This window comes from Planomonospora sp. ID91781 (assembly GCF_015711595.1).
In the GTDB taxonomy this organism is placed as follows: domain Bacteria; phylum Actinomycetota; class Actinomycetes; order Streptosporangiales; family Streptosporangiaceae; genus Planomonospora; species Planomonospora parontospora.
The window spans coordinates 538,792-557,394 of the sequence record NZ_JABTEY010000001.1 but is presented as its reverse complement, the minus strand read 5'-3'; the positions used below and the strand labels follow the sequence as shown (position 1 = coordinate 557,394).

General features: G+C 71.4%; 23 protein-coding genes. 14 read left to right on the top strand and 9 right to left on the bottom strand.

Annotated features, from left to right (window positions below; genetic code table 11):
• Positions 1-92 precede the first annotated feature (92 nt).
• From HS048_RS02585 to HS048_RS02550, 8 genes are all read left to right on the top strand, one after another.
• A complete protein-coding gene (locus HS048_RS02585) occupies positions 93-557 on the top strand; it encodes a MarR family winged helix-turn-helix transcriptional regulator (RefSeq protein ID WP_196466040.1) in 465 nt (154 codons plus the stop codon).
• A gap of 244 nt (positions 558-801) precedes the next feature.
• Positions 802-1,707: an LLM class flavin-dependent oxidoreductase gene (locus tag HS048_RS02580; protein WP_068902709.1), complete on the top strand. Its 906-nt coding sequence runs from the start codon at positions 802-804 to the stop codon at positions 1,705-1,707.
• Between the two features lie 72 nt (positions 1,708-1,779).
• Positions 1,780-2,868, top strand: coding sequence for a sensor histidine kinase (locus HS048_RS02575; protein WP_196466039.1), 1,089 nt, complete (start codon positions 1,780-1,782; stop codon positions 2,866-2,868).
• A 45-nt stretch (positions 2,869-2,913) separates the two neighbouring features.
• On the top strand, positions 2,914-3,585 hold the full coding sequence (locus tag HS048_RS02570) for a response regulator transcription factor (protein WP_196466038.1): 672 nt from the start codon (positions 2,914-2,916) through the stop codon (positions 3,583-3,585).
• Between the two features lie 78 nt (positions 3,586-3,663).
• On the top strand, positions 3,664-4,380 hold the full coding sequence (locus HS048_RS02565) for an ABC transporter ATP-binding protein (RefSeq protein WP_196466037.1): 717 nt from the start codon (positions 3,664-3,666) through the stop codon (positions 4,378-4,380).
• On the top strand, positions 4,374-5,180 hold the full coding sequence (locus HS048_RS02560; RefSeq protein ID WP_196466036.1) for an ABC transporter permease: 807 nt from the start codon (positions 4,374-4,376) through the stop codon (positions 5,178-5,180). The genes HS048_RS02565 and HS048_RS02560 overlap by 7 nt, the downstream gene beginning before the upstream one ends.
• Positions 5,177-5,944, top strand: a complete 768-nt coding sequence (locus tag HS048_RS02555) for a hypothetical protein (protein ID WP_196466035.1) — start codon at positions 5,177-5,179, stop codon at positions 5,942-5,944. Before HS048_RS02560 ends, HS048_RS02555 begins: the two co-directional genes overlap by 4 nt.
• A 39-nt stretch (positions 5,945-5,983) precedes the next feature.
• Positions 5,984-6,718 carry a hypothetical protein gene (locus HS048_RS02550; RefSeq protein ID WP_196466034.1) on the top strand — a complete coding sequence of 245 codons (735 nt, stop codon included), beginning with the start codon at positions 5,984-5,986 and terminating at the stop codon, positions 6,716-6,718.
• Positions 6,719-6,864: 146 nt separating this feature from the next.
• Here HS048_RS02550 and HS048_RS02545 read toward each other — a convergent pair whose 3' ends face one another.
• Positions 6,865-7,953: a hypothetical protein gene (locus HS048_RS02545; protein WP_196466033.1), complete on the bottom strand. Its 1,089-nt coding sequence runs from the start codon at positions 7,951-7,953 to the stop codon at positions 6,865-6,867.
• A gap of 443 nt (positions 7,954-8,396) precedes the next feature.
• On the opposite strand from HS048_RS02545, the gene HS048_RS02540 reads away from it, so the two are divergent.
• Positions 8,397-9,074 carry a sensor domain-containing protein gene (locus tag HS048_RS02540; protein ID WP_196466032.1) on the top strand — a complete coding sequence of 226 codons (678 nt, stop codon included), beginning with the start codon at positions 8,397-8,399 and terminating at the stop codon, positions 9,072-9,074.
• Between the two features lie 3 nt (positions 9,075-9,077).
• On the opposite strand, the gene HS048_RS02535 is transcribed toward HS048_RS02540, so the two are convergent.
• From HS048_RS02535 to HS048_RS02525, 3 genes are read right to left on the bottom strand one after another with little or no spacing between them, the layout of a single operon-like run.
• Entirely contained in the window at positions 9,078-10,076 is a 999-nt protein-coding gene (locus tag HS048_RS02535) for a saccharopine dehydrogenase family protein (RefSeq protein WP_196466031.1), read from the bottom strand.
• Positions 10,073-10,561 carry an MFS transporter gene (locus tag HS048_RS02530; protein ID WP_196466030.1) on the bottom strand — a complete coding sequence of 163 codons (489 nt, stop codon included), beginning with the start codon at positions 10,559-10,561 and terminating at the stop codon, positions 10,073-10,075. Before HS048_RS02530 ends, HS048_RS02535 begins: the two co-directional genes overlap by 4 nt.
• Complete coding sequence (locus HS048_RS02525; protein WP_196466029.1) at positions 10,555-11,343, bottom strand: MFS transporter; 789 nt, start codon at positions 11,341-11,343, stop codon at positions 10,555-10,557. The genes HS048_RS02530 and HS048_RS02525 overlap by 7 nt, the downstream gene beginning before the upstream one ends.
• Before the next feature lie 39 nt (positions 11,344-11,382).
• On the opposite strand from HS048_RS02525, the gene HS048_RS02520 reads away from it, so the two are divergent.
• Entirely contained in the window at positions 11,383-12,054 is a 672-nt protein-coding gene (locus tag HS048_RS02520) for a TetR/AcrR family transcriptional regulator (RefSeq protein WP_196466028.1), read from the top strand.
• 102 nt (positions 12,055-12,156) lie between these two features.
• Here the strand turns inward: HS048_RS02520 and HS048_RS02515 are convergent, their stop codons facing one another.
• From HS048_RS02515 to HS048_RS02500, 4 genes are all read right to left on the bottom strand, one after another.
• Complete coding sequence (locus HS048_RS02515; RefSeq protein WP_196466027.1) at positions 12,157-12,717, bottom strand: kinase; 561 nt, start codon at positions 12,715-12,717, stop codon at positions 12,157-12,159.
• A 425-nt stretch (positions 12,718-13,142) separates the two neighbouring features.
• Positions 13,143-13,493: a hypothetical protein gene (locus HS048_RS02510; protein WP_196466026.1), complete on the bottom strand. Its 351-nt coding sequence runs from the start codon at positions 13,491-13,493 to the stop codon at positions 13,143-13,145.
• 421 nt (positions 13,494-13,914) lie between these two features.
• Entirely contained in the window at positions 13,915-14,478 is a 564-nt protein-coding gene (locus HS048_RS02505; protein WP_196466025.1) for a DUF6461 domain-containing protein, read from the bottom strand.
• A gap of 570 nt (positions 14,479-15,048) precedes the next feature.
• On the bottom strand, positions 15,049-15,291 hold the full coding sequence (locus HS048_RS02500) for a hypothetical protein (RefSeq protein WP_196466024.1): 243 nt from the start codon (positions 15,289-15,291) through the stop codon (positions 15,049-15,051).
• Positions 15,292-15,351: 60 nt separating this feature from the next.
• On the opposite strand from HS048_RS02500, the gene HS048_RS36695 reads away from it, so the two are divergent.
• Entirely contained in the window at positions 15,352-15,639 is a 288-nt protein-coding gene (locus HS048_RS36695; protein WP_230880698.1) for a hypothetical protein, read from the top strand.
• A gap of 627 nt (positions 15,640-16,266) precedes the next feature.
• Here HS048_RS36695 and HS048_RS36690 read toward each other — a convergent pair.
• Positions 16,267-16,710 carry an STAS domain-containing protein gene (locus HS048_RS36690; RefSeq protein ID WP_196466023.1) on the bottom strand — a complete coding sequence of 148 codons (444 nt, stop codon included), beginning with the start codon at positions 16,708-16,710 and terminating at the stop codon, positions 16,267-16,269.
• A 202-nt stretch (positions 16,711-16,912) separates the two neighbouring features.
• Here HS048_RS36690 and HS048_RS02485 point away from each other — a divergent pair, with 202 nt between their 5' ends.
• The 3 genes from HS048_RS02485 to HS048_RS02475 all read left to right on the top strand — a co-directional run bounded on the left by HS048_RS02485 (position 16,913) and on the right by HS048_RS02475 (position 18,508).
• A complete protein-coding gene (locus HS048_RS02485; RefSeq protein WP_196466022.1) occupies positions 16,913-17,665 on the top strand; it encodes a GAF and ANTAR domain-containing protein in 753 nt (250 codons plus the stop codon).
• Between the two features lie 176 nt (positions 17,666-17,841).
• The gene (locus tag HS048_RS02480; RefSeq protein WP_068902747.1) at positions 17,842-18,201 is read left to right on the top strand and encodes an STAS domain-containing protein; all 360 of its coding nucleotides are present in this window, start codon (positions 17,842-17,844) and stop codon (positions 18,199-18,201) included.
• A 106-nt stretch (positions 18,202-18,307) separates the two neighbouring features.
• A complete protein-coding gene (locus HS048_RS02475; protein WP_196466021.1) occupies positions 18,308-18,508 on the top strand; it encodes a hypothetical protein in 201 nt (66 codons plus the stop codon).
• Positions 18,509-18,603 lie beyond the last annotated feature (95 nt).

The window sequence follows — 18,603 nt, the reverse complement described above, 5'->3', positions numbered from 1 at the left end:
CGCCCCATCGGGGCCCGGCGGCCGGTGCCGCCCGCATGCCCTCCGTTGGAAACGGAACAGTAGTTCGTTCTGCGAATTGTTACCCTTGGTCGATGAGCAAGCATGTCGACGGCCCGATCGGGGTGGTGGCCGGGCTGGTGCGGTCCGCTTTCCTGGTGGACGCCGTGTACGCGGAATCCGCCCGCGAGTACGGCCTGACCCAGCAGCAGGGCCAGTTGTTGTGCGTCCTGATGCCGCGGGCGTACGGCATGAGCGAGCTGGGCGCGGTGCTGGGCCTGGCCAAGTCGAGCCTGACCGGCCTGGTCGACCGCAGCGAACGCAACGGCCTGGTCCGGCGCAATCCCGATCCGCACGACTCCCGCGCGGTGCGGGTGGCGCTCACCGGGCGGGGGGCCAGGCTGGCCGACGAGTTCTACACCGAGACCTGCCGCCGCATCGAGGAGCTGACCGCCGGGTTCGCGCCCGAGGAGCGTGACACGCTCGCGGCCCTGCTCGGCCGCGTCGTGGAGGACAACAAGGTGCCCAGCGTGTTCATGGAGCCGGACCACCCGCACTGACCGCAAAAGGGGTTGAAGTTCGCGTCACGAACCAATATTGTTCGTGGCACGAACTAGAACTCCTTTTCCGGCCGAGACGGTCTCGGCCTGCAAGGGGGCCGACCTGTTCACCGGCCGCTTCACCGAGCGGTTCGGCGCGGCCTGAGCAGGTGCCCTGCTTCGGCTCGTCCGACTTCGCCGGCCGGCCTCCGGCTCGGGCGCCGGAAGCACCCGCCCGGTGAACACTTCTTCGAGAGGTTGCGCGATGTCCGCACATGACGCCGTCTTCGGGTTCGGCACCCATTCCGGCATCGACGACATCCCCCGGCTGCTGCGCATGACCCGGCAGGCCGACCGGGACGGGCTCGACGTCTTCTCGCTGTCGGACCATCCCTACATCGGCGGGCGCGTGGACGCCTACGCCGCCCTCGGTTTCATCCTCGGGCGCACGGAGCGCATCGCGGGCTTCGCCAACGTCACCAACCTGCCGACCCGGCCCGCGCCCATGCTGGCGCGGACGGTGACGTCGCTGTCGGCGCTGTCGGGCGGCCGGATCGTGCTCGGCATGGGAGCGGGCGGGCTGTGGGACCGGATCTCCGACATGGGAGTGCCGCGGCTGACGCCCGGTGACGCCGTGGACGCCTTCGAGGAGGCGATCGTCCTGGTCAAGCGGCTGTCGGGCGGAGGGCAGCCGGTCACCTTCCAGGGCCGGCACTACCGGGTGCACCGGATCGAACCCGCTCCGGTGGCCGCCCCGCCCGTGTGGACCGGCTCGGTCGGGCGGAAATCCCTGGCCGCCACCGGCCGGGTGGCCGACGGCTGGATCCCCGGCCACGCGGCGGACTGGCTCAGCGAGCGGTACCGCACGTCGCGGCCGGTCATCGACGAGGCGGCGGCGGCCGCGGGCCGCGACCCGGGCGAGATCCGCACCGTCTTCAACCTCCCCGGGAACATCACCGACCGGCCGCTGCCCGCCACCCGCGACCGCGACGGCCGCTGGCTCGGCGGCTCCGTGGAGCAGTGGGTGGAGGAGCTGACCGGGGCGGTGCTGGAGCACGGCGCGTCGGGATTCGTGCTCTTCGCGGCCGGACACGGCGCCCCGGACCTCACCGCCCTGGCCCGCTGGGCCCGGGAGATCGCTCCGGCCGTACGGGAGGCCATCGCGAAATGACGCGCCGGTCGGCGGAGGAGCGGGCAGAGGCGAGTATGGCTGATTCGCAGTCGTTCGCCTACGGTGCTCGGCATGCGGGGGACGATGCGGCTGTTGACGGACGGCGGTGCGGCGGCCGGCGTCGTGGGGGTCTTCTGGGTGTGGCCGATGATCGGGACCGGCACGTGGCCGTCGGCGGCGATGGCGTCGGTGCCGGCCGGGGTCACGGCCGCGGCGATGGTGCTGCGATGGCGGCTGCCGTCCGCGGCGACGCTGACCGCCGGGACCGCCACGGTCGTCGGCACGGTGCTGGGCGTCTGCCAGGATCCCATGCTGGCCACGGCCTGGTGCCTGTACCCGCTCGCGGTCGAGCGGGCGCGGCGCACCAGGGTCGTGGTCGGGGTGCCGGCCGGACTGCTCGCGGGGCTGGCGATGGTCACCGCGGTGCCGGAGGGGGACGCGGCCGGGCTGGGACGGCAGGCGGTGTTCGCGGTGGCCGCGCTGAGCGTGGCCTGGCTGCTCGGCACCGTCACCGGTGAGCAGATCGCGACCGCGCGGGAGGGCGAGCGCATGCGGGTGCAGCTGGAGGTGGCGCGGGACGTCCACGATGTGGTCGGGCACGCGCTCGGGGTGATCATCGCGCAGTCGGGGGTGGTCCTCAGCTTGCCGGACGTCCGGGAGGAGGAACTGCGGGACACGTTGTCAGAGGTGGAGACGCACGCCCGCAGGGCGCTGGAGGATGCGCAGGCCCTGGTGCGCACGCTGCGCGCCCCGGACGGCGGGCCATGGCCCGGTCTGGACGGGGTCGCGGAGATCGTCGAGGCGACCCGGGCCGCCGGTGTCGACGTGGACGCCCGCGTCGACGTGGGTGGAGCGATCGACGACGGGTCGGGCGTGGTGGTGTTCCGGATCGTGCAGGAGGCGTTGAGCAACGCGGTACGACACGCCCCGGGCGCGCGGTGCACGGTGCGAGTACGCCGGGAGGGTGACGTGCTGGTGGTGCGGGTCCGGGACGGCGGCGCCCGGGGTGCGGGTGGCCGGGCATCGACTGCCGGATCGGGGACCGGACTGCAGGGCATGCGGGAACGGGCTCGACTGGTGGGCGGAACGGTGGTGTGGGGCGCCCGGCCCGGGGGCGGCTTCGAAGTGGAGGCCCGACTGCCCGTCAAAAGCGCCCCATGACAGCATCGGCGGTCGAGACGATCGGGCGTTCCCCGGAGGTGGTTGATGAGCGAGTCGCGGTCTGAGTCGATCTCCGTCTTCCTCGCCGACGACGACGCGCGCCTGCGAGCGGCGTACCGGAAGCTGTTCGAGCGCACGCCGGGGTTCCGGTTCGCCGGGGAGGCGGCCGACGGCGCGGAGGCGGTCCGGCTGGTCACGGCGTTGAGACCGGCTGTGGCGCTGCTGGACGTGCAGATGCCGGGAACCGGCGGGCTGGAGGCGGGCCGGCGGATCCTGGCCGGGACGGGCACCCGGGTCGTCATGCTCACCACCTTCGACCTGGACGAGTACGTGCACGAGGCGCTCACGGCCGGCGCGTCGGGTTTCCTGCTGAAGAACGCCTCCCCGGCGGAGGTGCTGCACGCCGTCCGCGCGGTGCACGCGGGCAACGCGATGCTCGCCCCGGAGGTGACCGCGCGGCTGCTGGACCGCTTCCACCCGCGCCGCCCGGACGAACGGCACGCGTTCACCCGGCAGGTGCTGTCGGAGCGGGAACTGCAGGTCATCCGGCTGGTCGCCCGCGGCCGCTCCAACCAGGAGATCGCGGACGAGCTGTGCCTGAGCCTGGAGACGGTCCGCACCTACCTGCGCCGCACGTTCGCCAAGCTGGACGTCAGGGACCGGACCCAGCTGGCCGTGCTCGCCCACCAGGCGGGCCTGCTGCACGATCCGCGGTAGCCGTCTACTTTCAGGTGACGCGCCCGCCTGCCGTCCCGTCCCATGCTGGTGTCCCGACGACGAGACACGGGGCGGGAAATGATCGAGGTTTCACGACTCAGCAAGCGGTACGGCAAGAAGCCGGCGGTGGACGACGTCAGCTTCACCGTCGAACCGGGCCGGGTCACCGGCTTCCTCGGCCCGAACGGGGCGGGCAAGTCGACGACGCTGCGCCTGCTGCTCGGCCTGGACCGCCCGGACGGCGGCACCGCGCTGATCGCCGGACAGCGCTACCGCGACCTGCGCCATCCGCTCCGCACGGTCGGGGCGCTGCTCGACGGGGCGGGGCCGGTACCCGAGCGGCGCGGCATCGACCATCTGGCCTGGATCGCGCAGAGCAACCGGATACCGCGCCGCCGGGTGCACGAGGCGCTCGACCTGGTGGGCCTGACCGACGCGGCCCGGCAGCGGGTCAAGGGCTACTCACTCGGCATGGGGCAGCGGCTCGGGATCGCCGCGGCGCTGCTCGGTGACCCGGAGATCCTGGTGCTGGACGAGCCGGTCAACGGACTGGACCCGGAGGGCATCCGCTGGGTGCGGAACCTCCTGCGGGAGTACGCCGCCTCCGGCCGTACCGTGCTGCTCTCCAGCCATCTGATGGCGGAGACGGCCGGCACCGCCGACGACGCGATCGTGATCGCCGATGGCCGGATCGTCGCGCACGGCTCGCTGGACGAGATCAGCGCGGGACACGAGTCGCTGGAGTCGGCGTTCTTCGCGCTCACCGGGGGCCGGGGAGGGCGGGGAGGATGGTGAGGGACGTGGCGGCCGCGGTCCGGGCGGAACTGACGAAGATCCTCACGCTCCGCGCGGTACGGCTCATCACCGGCGTCATCCTCGCCCTGCATGTGCTCGTGCAGGCGCAGAACGTGAAAGCCGAGACGGAGGCGGTGAGCAGGATCACCGCGGACGGGATGATCGAGCGGTTCCCGGGCGTCGTGCGGCCCGCCCAGGAGACGCTCGTCGAGTACCTGGCCACGTCGTCGTTCCAGCTGTGCCTGTTCCTGCCCTTCGTCGCCGCCGTCATCGCGGGCCAGGAGTTCCGCGCCGGCCAACTCGGGACGTCCCTGCTCGCGGTCCCGCGGCGCGGGCTGCTGATCGGCGCGAAGACGCTCGCCACCGGAGGTTTCCTGCTGTCCGTCGCCGCCGTCATCGCAGCGATCAGCACGGCGTTCATGTACGCCACGATCAAGGACTGGAATCCCGGCCTGCTGGTGGGCTCGGACGCGTGGACCGCCCAGGCGAAGTTCCTCGCCCACGCGGTCCTGAGCGGCCTCATCACCTTCGCCGTCACCCTGATCGCCCGCAGCACCCTGGCCGGCGTCCTGGTCACGGTAATGCTGACCGCGCTGACCATGAGCCAGGTCCTGGCCGTCCTCGCCCCCGCCCTGGACGCGCTGGTCCCGCTCAGCGCGGGCCGCAACCTGATCCTCGTTCCCGAGGAGGGTCTCAGGCTGTCCGCCGGTCCGGGACACGCCATGGTCGTGCTCGTCGTCTGGCCGCTGCTGACCACCGTCGCGGCCGTGATCTTCCTCAGCCGGAGGGACGCGCGATGACCGCCGCCCCGACCGGCCACGTGCCGGATCCGGACGGGATCAAGCTGACCGATCTCGTCCGCGCCGAGCTCACCAAGATCTGCACTCTGCCCGCGACGTGGATCGCACTCGCCCTCGCCCTGGTGGCCGACGCGGTGCTCGGCCTGCTGGCCGCCACGGACGCCGTCCGCCTCGCCGGATCGGACGGGCAGGCCTCGATCACGCACTCCGGCACCGTACTCCTCGCCCCGGTGTACGCCTTCGCGGCCGTGCCGGTCTTCGCGGCGGGCGGAGAGTACCGGGGCGGCCAGATGCGGGTGAGCCTGCTGGCGGTGCCGGACCGCGACCGGTTCTTCGCGGCGAAGCTCCTGGCGGTCCTGGGGGTGCTCGTGGTCGCGGCGCTCCCCGTCGTGCTGCCGGGCGGCGTCGCTCAGCACCTGCTCGGCGACGCGGGCGCGGGCGCGGCGGTGGACGGCCTGTTCACCAAGGCCGTGGCCTACTCGCTGCTCGGCCTGGTGGCGTACGGATTCGCCGTACTGGTGAGGACGGTCGCCGCCCCGCTGGCCGTGCTGGTCGTCCTGCCGGTTCTGGTGTCCCCGCTGCTGCGGGGCCTCAGCCCCGAGGTGACGCGACTGCTGCCGCACGAGGCGACGCTGAGCTTCCTCGGCACGCCCGAGGGCCCGGATCTCGCGCTGGACCGGCCGGTGGGGCTGTCGGTGGTCCTGGCCTGGGCGGTACTCACCGTCGGTGCCGCCTGGACGGTCACCGCCCGGCGGGACGGCTAGCGGTTCATGGACGGATGCCGCACCGGATCGGCCCGGCCGATGACGTCGAGCGCCTTCGGCCCTGTACCGCGGTGCGCGGGCCTGCTCGTCGCCGCGGTCCTTCTCCTCCTCGTCGCCGCCGCGGCGGCGACGGCGATCTGGTTTCCCGCGGTCGGAGCGACCACCTGTCCCGGCTGTTACGGCCTGGAGCGGATCAGCCCTGGCCTGTACGCCGAACCCGGCCTGACACCGGCACAACGCCGGCATGTGGCCGAGGTCGTCGAGCAGGCGGACAAGAGGGTGCGCGGTTTCTTCGGAGGACGGGAGAGCTCTCCGGACATCCTCGTGTGCCTGTCCGACGACTGCTACCGCAGGATCGGAGGGGGAGGGGAACGCGGCATCGCCGTACTGAACCGAGCGGTGATGCTGTCCCCGCGCGGTGTCGACTCCGTGATCGCCTCGCATGAGCTGACCCACGTGGAACTCCACGCGCGTCTCGCCGGCGCCGAGGTCCCGCAGTGGTTCGACGAAGGCCTCGCCGTCCTGGTCAGCGACGACCCCCGATATCTCGCACCGACCGGCGACCGCTGCCTGCTCGACCCCCGCCGCCCTCTTCCGGTCACGCTGGAGGAGTGGCTGCGCAGAGCGTCGGCGGATCCTCAGGTGTACGCGCAGGCCGCCTGCAGGGTGAGCCGCTGGGCGCAGGCGAACGGCGGGCAGGAATCGCTACAGGCTCTCATCGGACGGCTGTCAACAGGACATGCCTTCCCGGACATTCAGATACCTCCTCCGTAGTCCTGTACCGCTTCGCAGGTTTCCGCGAGGGCTGACGGACGGATCGAACACCGGAGGACACCCGACGAGCCGATCAACGAGTGTCGCCGGGCTACGCAGCCCTTTCGGAGAGTTCCCGGCCCACGTCCTGTACCGGACCACGTGATTCACGCCGGAACGCCCGCTCCGAGGGGTGCGCAGACCGGCCGGGTGCGGCGCAGGTAGGACCAGGCGGCCGCAGCCAGGGCGATGCCGTACACGGCGAAGGCGCCCAGCCCGATCCAGGTCACCAGCAGGGCGTCCCCCGGGGTGGGGAAGTCCCCTCGGGGGACGGTCACCGCCCCGAAGGTGCCCAGCGCGGCGTAGACGAGTCCGACCGCTCCGTAGGGCGCGAGCGTGGCGGCGCCGATCAGCGTGGGAGCCAGCGGCAGCCAGCGCGGCACCCGCCGGCCGCGCAGGACGAGCGTCCAGCGGGGAAAGGTCTGCCCCCACGGCCGGACCAGGCCGAAGATGAGGAACACCCCGAGCGCGGCCAGCAGTGCTGTGGCGTCGATGCCGCATCGCTCGAGAGTGAGCATCACCCCGGAGGCGCCGTTGCGCTCCATCGTCGCCAGCATCTGCGTTCCGCTGACGCCGGCGAAGGTCCCGCCCAGCGCCCAGATCGTCTTCATGGCCGCGTACGGCAGGAACGCCGCGGCGCCCGCATAGGCCATCACGCGCACGCGCGGCGGCGCGGGGGCGGGCTCCGGCCTGGTCCGTGCGGCAGGGGAGGTGTGGACGGCGCCGCACCGCATACAGGCGCCGGAGGAGCGGTGAGCGCGGACCGTGGCGATGAGCAGCACCACGCCGGTCGCGGCCAGGGCCCGGTTGGCGGTCGCCGTCCAGTTGTCGACACTCCGGGTGAAGGCCAACGTGACCACGTCCATCAGCAGGCCGAACGCGGCCGCGCCGGTCAGCACGCACAACCCGATCAGCGTGACGGAAACGACAGGCCGGGGAACGCGCCGGCCCCGGGACCGTACGGCGGCCACGACCGTCACCGCCGCCGAGGCGGCCACGACCACGATGATCCAGGCCAGAGCGGCCGGCAGCGGCTCATCGGCACGGTAGAACACCGCGGTTCCGGTCAGCGCCGCGATCAGGCCGAACCCGCCGTACAGCAGTGCCCAGCCGAGGGCCGCGTACCCCGCCCATGACGGCCATCGGCGCCACCGGCTGAGCACCGGCCCGTTCGCCGTACGCGCGGGTTCACTCATGATCCGGCCACTGGAGCGTTGCCGTGGTGCGCGGTGTGTTCGCCATGCTCCCGCACGCTATGCGGGAACCCCTGTGGCGAAGCTGAGACGGGCTGAGAGAGCGCACAGGAGCCTTCGCCCCCGGACCGGCCGCCGAGGAATCCCTCGCAAGTGCCCTGTCCGTTCGGGATACCGGGCGCGTACAGCGACGCCGGCCCTCCGGCCGACGAGTGCCCGAGCAGGCCCATCCGCTCGAACCCCGGACGCACACGCAGCGCCTCGACATCCGCGACCATGCGGTCCATCGCGTACGTGCCCGGATCGAGTGGCGCCGCGGACTCGCCGGTTTCCCAGACCCTTCCGGGACGGAGCCCGTCCCACCGGGGAGGATAGGGCTGGCCCTACCCCGAGAAGCCTGCCGACAGGATCGATCTCCCCTGACCCGGGCTCATAGCGTTGCCCCCATGAACCTCCTCGTGCGTCGCATCGGCACCGACACCCGCTACCTGCTCCTCGGTCTCCCCCTGGCGGTCGTCGCCTTCTGCCTGACGGTCACCGGTTTCTCCCTCGGCGTGGGAACGGTGGTCATCTGGGCCGGGGTGCCGATCCTGGGAGCGTCCCTGATGCTCGCCCGGGGCTTCGCCGATCTGGAACGCCGGATGCTGCCGGAGGTGCTCGGCCATGCGGTGGCCCGGCCGCACTACCGGCCCGCCCCGCAGGGCGCCGGGACGTTCCGCCGGCTGGTGAACCCGCTGACCAACGGCCAGTCCTGGATGGATCTGCTGTACGGCATCGTGAACCTCCCGGTCGCCGTCGTGACGTTCTGCCTCACGGTGACCTGGTGGGCCGGGGCGATCACCGGGCTGACCTACCCGGTCTACGGGTGGATCCTCGAAGGGATCCCGGACAACAGCGGCCTGGCCGAGTTGCTCGGCTTCGGTGACAGCGCCCTGATCGGCGTGGTCATGACCACCGCGATCGGTGTGCTGTTCGCCATCACGCTGCCGGCGGTGATCCGCGGCGCGGCGCTGGTGCAGGCCGGGCTCAGCCGGGCCATGCTGACCGGGGCCGCCGAGCCGCACGAGCACATCGGGGTGAGGACCCGTCCTCCGTCGTTTCCAGCCCCTCACGGCGCTCATTGACGGTCATGCGGGCGCACTCTGACGGCCGTCGCCGAGGTCGAGGTCGAATCCGTCGGCGGCCAGCTCGGTCAGGAAGGCGGCGGGATCCACGAGCTGCTCGACGTGGTGGGCGCCGGCCGGCAGGCCGGGCAGGCGGCCGACGAGCAGGGCGGCCATCCGCCCGGTGGCGCGGCTCTGCCGCCGTCCGCTGAAGGACGCCTGGACTTCGCCGCAGCGCACCGTCACGGCGAAGCCGTCATCACCGACACGGACCGCACCGAGCGAGGCCGGCAGCAGCCGGCGAACCCGGGGACGGCGCAGCAGGCGGGCGACGACCGGCCGCCCGGCCACCGACAGCAGCCGGGTGAGCAGGCGAGAGTCCAGGCACAATCCGGTACGGGCCGCGCCCACCCCGAGGGTGGCGGGCAGGGTGTACTGGTCGGAGAACGGGAAGCGGTGCACGGTGCGCTCGCCGTACGGCTCCGGAAACCGCATCGTCCACGAGCCGTTCAACCGCCCGAGCCCGTCCAGCGTCCAGGCGAGCGCGGCGGGCCCGTGCGCCTCACCCGAGCCGAGCAACGCGCCGATGAGCAGGCCGTCCGCCGCCGAGCGCTCGGCGCAGAAACGTGCCAGCAGGTTGGTGACACCGGGGATGAGGCCGACGCTGAGCGCGAGGGTGGCGCCGTGTTCCCTGGCCGCCCCGTCCAGCCGCTGCAGGCCGGTGAGCAGCGGGTGGGAGGCCGTCACATCCACGTAGCCGATGCCGCGCTCCACGCAGGCGCGGGCGACGCGGACGTTGTCGATCTCCGCGCACATGAGAACGGTGTCGGCTCCGTCCAACGCCCGGGACAGATCGGCCGGGTCGGCGGCGTCCACGCGCATCGTCGTGGTCCCGGGGACGGGCGCGGTCTTGCCCGGGTTGCGCCCGGCCACGATGACGTTCGTGCCGGGACGGCCGACGAGCGCGGCGGCGGCCTCGCGGCCGACCGCGCCGTAGCCGCCCAGGATGAGGACGGTGCTCATCGGCGGTGCGCTCCCTGCGGTTGCGGTGGGGTGGTGACCGGGTCGGCGTCGGGGCGGGTGAACATGACCAGGGCGCACACGGCCCCGAGGACCGCCAGGCCGGCGGCGATGGCGAAGCCGGCCCTGAGGCCGCCGGCGACGTCTCCTGACGAGCCGGTCCACGCGGCCGCGGCCAGCAGCACGCCGGTCAGGCCGAGCGCGGCGCCCACCCGCTGGGCGGTGTTGAGCAGGCCGGAGGCGGCCCCTTGCCGGTCGGCGGGCGCGGCGCGTACGGCGGAGGCGGTGGAGCCGACGAAGACGGCCGGCAGGCCCATGGCGAAGGCGATGCTGAAGGGCAGCACGACGGTGAGGAATCCGGCGCCGGAGTGCAGCAGGAGCGCGTATCCCGTCAGCCCGGCCGCGAGCAGGACCATGCCCGCCGCCAGCACCGGACGCGTCCCGAAACGTCCCACCGCCCAGGGCAGCACGGTCCTGGCGGTCACCATGTTGACCACCGCGATGGGCAGTACGGCGAACCCGGCGTGACCGCGAACACGCCGGCGAACGCCACGGTGACCGCGGTCGCAGCGAGGGTGAGGGCGTCCCAGCCGCGTACGGGGAGTTCGGAGGCGACGAACACCAGCGCCAGCAGGCATCCGGTGCCGGTGAGTGCGCCCACCGGATCCAGGCGCGGCAGGGTGGCCTGGCGGGGCGGGTCGGCGGGGAGCAGGCGCGGGCTCGCGATGAGCGCTCCCAGGCCGATGGGAATGTTGATCAGGAAGATCCACGGCCAGCCGAGCGTCTGGGTGAGGATCCCGCCCAGCGCCACGCCGGAGCCGGCGCCTGCGGCCGCCATGGCGCTCCACACCCCGAACGCCCGCCGGTAGGCCGCGGGCTCGGTGAAGATCGCGGCGAGCAGCGCCAGCTCGGCGGGGACCACGATCGCCGCGCCGACGCCCTGCGCCGCCCGGCCGGCCAGCAGTGTGCCGGCGTCGGGCGCGAGCCCGCACAGCAGCGACCCCACAGTGAACAGCACGATGCCGGCCTGGAACATCCGGCGCCGACCGAGCAGGTCGGCGGCTCGGCCGGCGACGAGCTGAAAACCGCCGAAAGTCAGCTGATAGGCGTTGACGACCCAGGCCAGGCCGGTTTCGGTGAACGCCAGCGCCACGCCCAGTGCCGGGAGCGCGACGTTGACGATCGACACCTCGAGGAACACCACGAGCTCGACCGAGGTCAGCAGCAGCAATGCCGCGAGCCCACCCGGACCCCATGTTTTTGTAGTCACGCTACAAGAATGTTTCTATAGTGACGCTATAGTCAAGTCGTGAGCGAAACACGACGACACCGAACCGGCCGCGCACCCGCGAAGGAGGACGGGCGCACGGCGCGAGCCCGATCCACCCGCGCCCGCATCACCGCCGCCGCCATCGACCTGTTCACCACGGCGGGCTACACCACCACGAGCATCGCGGCCATCGCCGACAAGGCCGGGGTGAGCGAGCAGACCGTCTACTACGCCTTCGGCACCAAACGGGCCATCCTCACCACGGCCCTCGACCTGGCCATCGCCGGCGACGACGAACCCATCCCCACTCTGGAACGCCCCTGGGTCCGCGACGCGCTCGCCGACCCCGACCCGCTCCGGCAGCTGCGCCGCCAGGTCGTCGGCGCCGGAGACATCTACCTGCGTGCCGCGCCCCTGCTCGACGTCGTGCGCAGCGCCGCCACCGCCGATCCAGACCTCGCCGAGGTCTGGGCCGTCAACCTCCGGCAACGGCTCACCGTCCAGCGCGTCTTCGCCGACGCCCTGGCCCGCAAGGCGGCCCTGCGCGACGGGCTCACCGCCGAGGCCGCCGCCGACATCGCCCTGGCGCTGCTCTCACCGGAGACCTACAACCTGCTCGTCAACGACCGCGGATGGACCCATCAGCGGTGGCACGACTGGGCCGCCGACGCGCTCGCGCGCCTGCTCGCCGCGCCGGACCTCCACGCCTGAATCCCACCCCGCCGGACCCGGGAAAGCCACGCCCCATGCCCGACGTACGTGTTCCTCCGAGGAAGGGGTCATGGAACTACCCCACTGGGATGGAATGCCAGGTCAAGCTTGGTGTGATGAGTTTCGGTGCGGTACGGGTGAGCTGCCGTTGGTGAGCCCGGTGTCGGCCAGCATGCGCTGGAGGGTTTCCTCCAGTGAGCTGTCCGGGCCGATGACCTGCTCGCAGCCGTCGTCGAGCAGGTCCAGTGGGCGGAACCATTCCCGCATCTCGGTCTCGCCGTAGGCGGAGGCCTGGGGCTTGGCAGCGTGCCGTCGCAGGGTCTCGGCGAAGGGCACATCCAGGTAATAGAAGTGACTGGAGCCCAGATGATCGGCGCGTAGCGTCTGCAACATCGCGCCGTACCGGTCGGCGTACAGGATGCCTTCCAGCACGACGTGGTAGCCACTGTCCAGCGCGTAGCGGACGACCACGTCGATCAATCCGATGTTGGTCGCCCCGGGCAGGTCCCGCTCCCTCAAGATGTCGCGGCGGATGACGTCCTGGCCGACCACGGCGAGGCCGCGCCCGTAGTGGGCGCGCAGCCGTGCCGCGATCGTGCTCTTGCCCGAGGCGGAGTTGCCCCGCAGCACGATCAGACGTGTGTGCTCAGATCCCAAGGCCATCGGCTGCAGCCTACGGGCTCATCGTCCACGCGGGTACGGATATCGCAAGGTAGCGCTGCCTGACGCTGCTTCGTGGAGATGAGTACCGTGCCGGTGGTGCAGCCCGTCGATGTCAGGCCGTCAAGATGTTCACGGCCGCGGCGGAAGGCCCAAGGGCTGAGAGCGTTCGGCGGACTCGGTGTTCCGTCAGAGCCATTGCACGCGGATGACATGGATTTCTCGCTGCGGCTCCGAGATCAGACAGATCACCGGCCCGCCCTCGCCGAACGGGATGATCCGCATGTCGCTCTCGGGCTCGGCGGGATCGGGCGGCCTGCCGGCCCGCGGTGCGGCCCCCAACAGGGCGAATACTTCGGCAGGGTATCGAGCGGCTTGTGGAGAACCTCATCTCCCGGCGACCTACAGGCAGATCCGATGCGACCGTCTCACGCCGGGCTGATCGTTTGCAGGAGGCCACGTGCCTCCTCGGCCGGGCGGCTGCGGCCCTTGCGCGCGGCCAGTTCGGCCAGCCCCGGGACATCGGCCCGCGCTCCGGCGAGGGCGGCGGCTTTGACCGCGACCGCAAGCAGATCGGCAAGACCGGTGGCGGGCCGGTCTCCGGCCGCGGGCAGCAGGGCCGGAAGCGCGCGGGCCAGCATCGCCCACGTTTCGGTGTGCGCGCCGGACAGCGTGAGTTCCTCCAGCGCCGGCGTGATCCGGTTGAGTTTCACGGCGTCCAGGCGGAACAGCTGCTCCAGCGCCCGTCCGAGATCGTCTGCGGGCAGTTCCCCCAACACCGACAAACCAGACCACGTCCGGCGAAGAGAGGTAAAGGTCTTCGGAGTGCTTCGGACTGGCTGGATTCTGGGCGGACCGCTCTGACGTACGTGGGAGGACTTCCGCTCGCCGTTCCTTGCGGAAGCAGCCGAGCGGACAGGCCGGGACCTGCTCACGGTCGACGTGCATGTGCTGCGCTGTCATGAACGTGCGCAGCGGGCCGAGTGCGCACGTGCCGACCGGTGCTGGGACGAAGCGGGATACGTCTTCACCCGCCACGACGGTGCTCCGGTGGCGCCGCTATCTCACCGCTCGGTTCCGGAGGCCGGCGGATGCCAGCGGGCTGCCGCCGGTTCGGCTGCACGATATTTCGACCCGGCGGTTGGCCGGATGCATCGGGAGCGTTCCGCATATGTTCCGGATCTTCATCCGAGCGGGTCCTCACCGATAGGGCTCAAGGTGGTCGGTGGACCCGATCAGGGCAGGGCCACCGTAACGGGCGGCAGACAGGTGAACACCCGTGGCGCGTTCGGCGAGGGCAAGAGCCCGTGAGATCGGGTCATCGGGAAATTCGAGCGGGTCGCCGTCGTTCAGGCCGAGGTTCTCAACCTCAGCGTGGAGCCGGTCAGGATCAGATCCCTCCCGGAGGGAGTAGGAGTACAGATCGAACGTGGTGACCAACCGACCATCGACACAGTAGGCGAAGTCCTCCCTCTTGACGGTCGCGATGACTGCGGCGGCGGATGTGCCCGCAGACAGCCGGCCGGCCATGTCGTAGATGATCCCCGCCCAGCCGCACTCGATCAGGACGGTCCCCCCACGAGCGGCATAGGCCGCGACGCCGAATCCGGAATCCTCCAGAGGACCGGGAGCGACGCCGATCCGTCGCAGTGCCTCTTGAGGGGACAAGCCCTGTACGAAAGTGGCGTAGAGCCAGGTCTCGTCAACGCCGTAGGTGAATTCCCGGTAGAGCCATTCGTAAGTCGCTGCCGTTGCGCCACTCATCCGCGCGCCTTCCCTGAAGCCGTATCGCAGCGATCATGACAGAGAGGACCGACGAATCCGCTCGTGGTTCCTACACGGTCAGCTCGGGAAGTCTCGAACGATCTTTATCGTTGAGCTGGGGAAACACTGACCTGCGAGGGAGTGCTTCGGTTCCCCTTGATTTCCCGTGAGCCCCCTTTGATCACTCTTCTGACGGGCACGCAACGGGCACGGAGGTAACCTCGTTGCGGGTGGTCTCCGGCATTGCGCCGCCCCTCCCCGCAGGGGTACGGCTCGGCGAGCTGAGTCGTAGGCGATCGGGCACGACGTCGGGGAGCTGGATAGCACCGGGGACCACTCTTCTACCCGCACGTTCCCGCCCGGACTGATCTTCCCGTCTGCCTCGTCCCACCCGAAGGGCAGCGGGCCGGCGACGGAGAGGCAAACCCGTCTTCGTGTGTCCCTCAGCCGGTAGCCGTTCCTCGATCATCGGATGCCAACGGTCACAGACGGGCTTGAGTCGGAGGAGCCGTTCTGCTGGGCTCCGCCTGGGATGAGGCAGATGGGACGATCAGGCCCCACCTCAGCCGCTTACAGCTCTACGGGCTCGTTCGGGTGATCATCCCGGAGCCGGGCGCCCCCGCCGGAGGCTGGGACTTTCCGCTGTTGATAGATGGTCAGGGCCGCGGCGGCGATGACGAAGCCGACGCCGACGATGGCCAAAGCCGCTAGCTGACCCGTGGCGAACGCGATGAAGCCCGATGTGACCAGGGTGAGAAGTCCCAGGCTCAGGAGCGCCAGGAAGCCGTAGGACATGTTCTCTGGATCACTCATGAGAGTGATCGTATGGGGCACCGTGTTGATGGCGGCAGAGTGCGATGAGGAATCGCATGGGTGGCCTGTTCGGCTGGCGCGGGGCTGGGCGGTGGCGCGGCCCCGGTGCAGCGGGTTGCAAGGGAGCGGTGGGCGCTGGGTGCGGTGCGCGGCCCGGAGTCCCGCGCCGTCCGGGACCGGCGCCCACGCCGCACGCCAGGACGGCTGGCGGGCGCCGGAGTCCACGTCCTGGAGGTCGCCGAGCGGGCCGGCCACGGGGTGGACGTGCTCCTTCGGGTCTATGCCAAGTGCATCGACGGGCAGCACGAGACGGCCAACAAGCGGATCATGGAAGCGCTCACGACGTGACAGCCGTGACAGCCGTGACGGCGGAACGCAGCGAAGGACCCCGGGAAGCTCTCGGGGTCCTTCGTCGTGTCGGCTCTCACACTCTCGGAACCGTTCCGGCGGCTTCCTGAATCCGGGTGCTGACCTGGCCGGACGGGAGTGGTCCCATTCCGCGTATGTTCCGCGACCAGTGGCAGGCAGTGGCATCCGGCTGCATCCGACTGCATGTGCCGGGGAAGGTGACCAGGAACGAAGGCCCAGGTCAGAGCCTAAGTTTCTGCTCACGACTGGTAGGGCGCCTGGGACTCGAACCCAGAACCTACGGATTAAAAGTCGACTTGATCAATGACGTCTACTGCCATGGTCTGCCACCCGATAATGGCCTGTCCATGGTCGTCCTTTTTGTCGTGTCGGGCTGTGTCATCGCGTGCCGTGCCGTACCGTGCAGGCGAGCAGCCACCGAGCAAACACAGGTCCTTGACCGTTTCCACCGGCGGTCGACGTCGACGAGCTGACAGCCACCCGCACCCGCCGGACCCGCGGCGAGACCATCCCGGCGATCGCCGAAGCCCTCGGGGCGGGCCGGTCGACGGCTGCATCGGGTCCTGCAACAGGATTGCTCCCGTTGCTCGGTCGATCGAAGAGCCCTCATGGACCTGAAGGCAGACGCGCACGTCTCTCGTGCGGGTCTGCCGGTGCCGTCGGGACTGCCGGGGCGGCGGAAAAGCGCTGCATCAGCCAGGTCAGCCGTCGCAGCGCGGGTGAGGGATCGGCGACGACCAGGCCGCCACCGGCGGCCGCCAGGGCGGCGTGCACCTCGGCCAGCGCCCGAAACCCCGTGGCGTCGCAGAACCGCAGGCCCTCGGCGGCTAGCAGCAGGTGGCGGATCCCGCGGCCGGGCAGCGGCGCCAGCACCGCCTCCAACAGCGCGACGGTGCTCAAGTCCAGTTCCCCGTCCACCTTCACCACGGCCAGGTCCCCGTCCACGGCGGCCAACCGCACCGACAGGTTCCCGCCCGGCCGCTCACCGTCCGGCCTCGGACCGGAGGGGTTCAACGGCTGGGTACGGGAGAACTCGATCGACGACGCCACAGGGGCTCACCTCCGCGGGCATGGCGAAAAGGCGGCCGCGTCTCTGGACCGCCCTCTGCTCTGCCCCGTCCCGGGCGGTCTAACCACTCTGTGGGGCGTGCGAGGCTGGAAGGGTCACCCGGGGACACCTCGCACCCGTCAGCCGGACGTCTCGTCACCGGTGGCCGCCGGGGGCGCACCCCCGGGAAATAGCAGGCGATCCATGTCCTCGCCGTCCTCGCCCCGCCTGACCCCGTCCGATCCGGCCTGGCCGGACGCGCTGCTGGCGCTGCTGCTGTCCACCGGCACCTTCGAGGCGTTCCTGCACGAGCTGACCCTGCTGACCGTGGCCGAACTCCCCGACGGCAGCCGATGCGGCATCACCGTCGTCCGGGATGCGCACGCGGCCACGATCGCCAGCAGCGACGACCTCACCCTGGTCGTCGACCAGATCCAGTACCGCACCGGCCAGGGCCCGTGCCTGGCGACCCTGGCCACCGGCCAGAGCCACCACATCACCGACACCTCCACCGAGGAGCGCTGGCCGGCGTTCTGCCCCGAGGCCTTCGTCCACGGGGTGCGCTCGTGCCTGTCGCTGCCCATGCACGGACCGGCCGGGCTGGTGGGCGGCTTCAACCTCTACAACACCCGCCCCGACGCCTTCGACGAACAGGCGCAGGCGCGCATGGGCGTCTTCGCCGGTACCGCGGCCGGCGCCGTGGCGCTGGGGCTGCGCCTGGCGGACCAGGCCCGCGCCAACGACGACCTGCACGCCACCCTGGCCTCGCGCAGCGTCATCGACCAGGCGATCGGCATCGTAATGGCCCAGCAGCGCTGCCCCGCCGACCAGGCGTTCACGATCCTGAGCCGGGCCTCGCAGAACCGCAACCTCAAAGTCCGCGACCTGGCCGCCGAGATCGTCACCGCGGTCGGCGGCCGGCCGCCCGACACCGGCCCCTTCGACCCTCCGCAGTGAGACCGGCGAGGTGTCCGCGGGTCCCGGAGTGACGGCGCGACGGCGGTGACCCGGGATCAACGACCGCACGTCACGGTGGCGGAGCACCCGGCGCGATGATCACGGGGTGGCGTAGGCTGAGGAGTGGTCCAGAGACGCGGCCGCCTGTTCGGCATACGCGAAGGACGAATGGCCCCGTGTCTTTGATCGAGGTGTTCCACCCGGGCAGTCAGTGGACGATCGTCCGCGGCCCCGACGAGATCGACGTCGCCACCAGCGCGGCGGTGGCGCACCAGCTGCGGCGGGTCCTCGACGGCGGCGCCCCCGGCCTCGTGGTCGATCTGCTGGGCACCCGGTTCTGCGACTGCAGCGGCATCCGCGCGCTGCTGGCGGCCCACCACCACGCCCGCGACCTCGGCGCCCACGTCGCGCTGGCGGCCTCCTGCCCGGTGCGCCGGCTGGTGACGCTGCTGCGCCTGGAGACCCTCCTGTCGGTCCACACCGATCTGGAGTCGGCCCTGGTCGACGCCGAACGCACCCCATGGGGAGGTGGTTGAACCGCTCGCGCGGGCCGGGCGGCGCACGCCGTGCACTGCGGCGTCTGCCCAAGGCCGCCCCCTACGGCACCGCGGGCAAGACCGCCACCTGCCCGTTCTTGCACCCTTGCAAGCCGCGCTGGAGGCGTGGCTGGTCCGGCGCGCAATCCCGGACCCGGACAGGGGCGGGAACCACGGCAGGCGGCGGGCGCTGTTCGCCACCCGGACCGGGCGGCGTCTGAGCGCCCGCTCGGCCGCCGGGATGCTGGATCTGCTGGCCGTCCGCGCCCTCTTGACCTGTGAGGGCCCGCTGGCCGATCGGCGTTGACCACACCGCCACGCGGCGCGGCCGCAATGCGGTAGTCGGCCGGATGCGTTGCGGTCGGCGGCCGCCCTGGCCTGCCCGGTCGCGTCGGCGCGCTC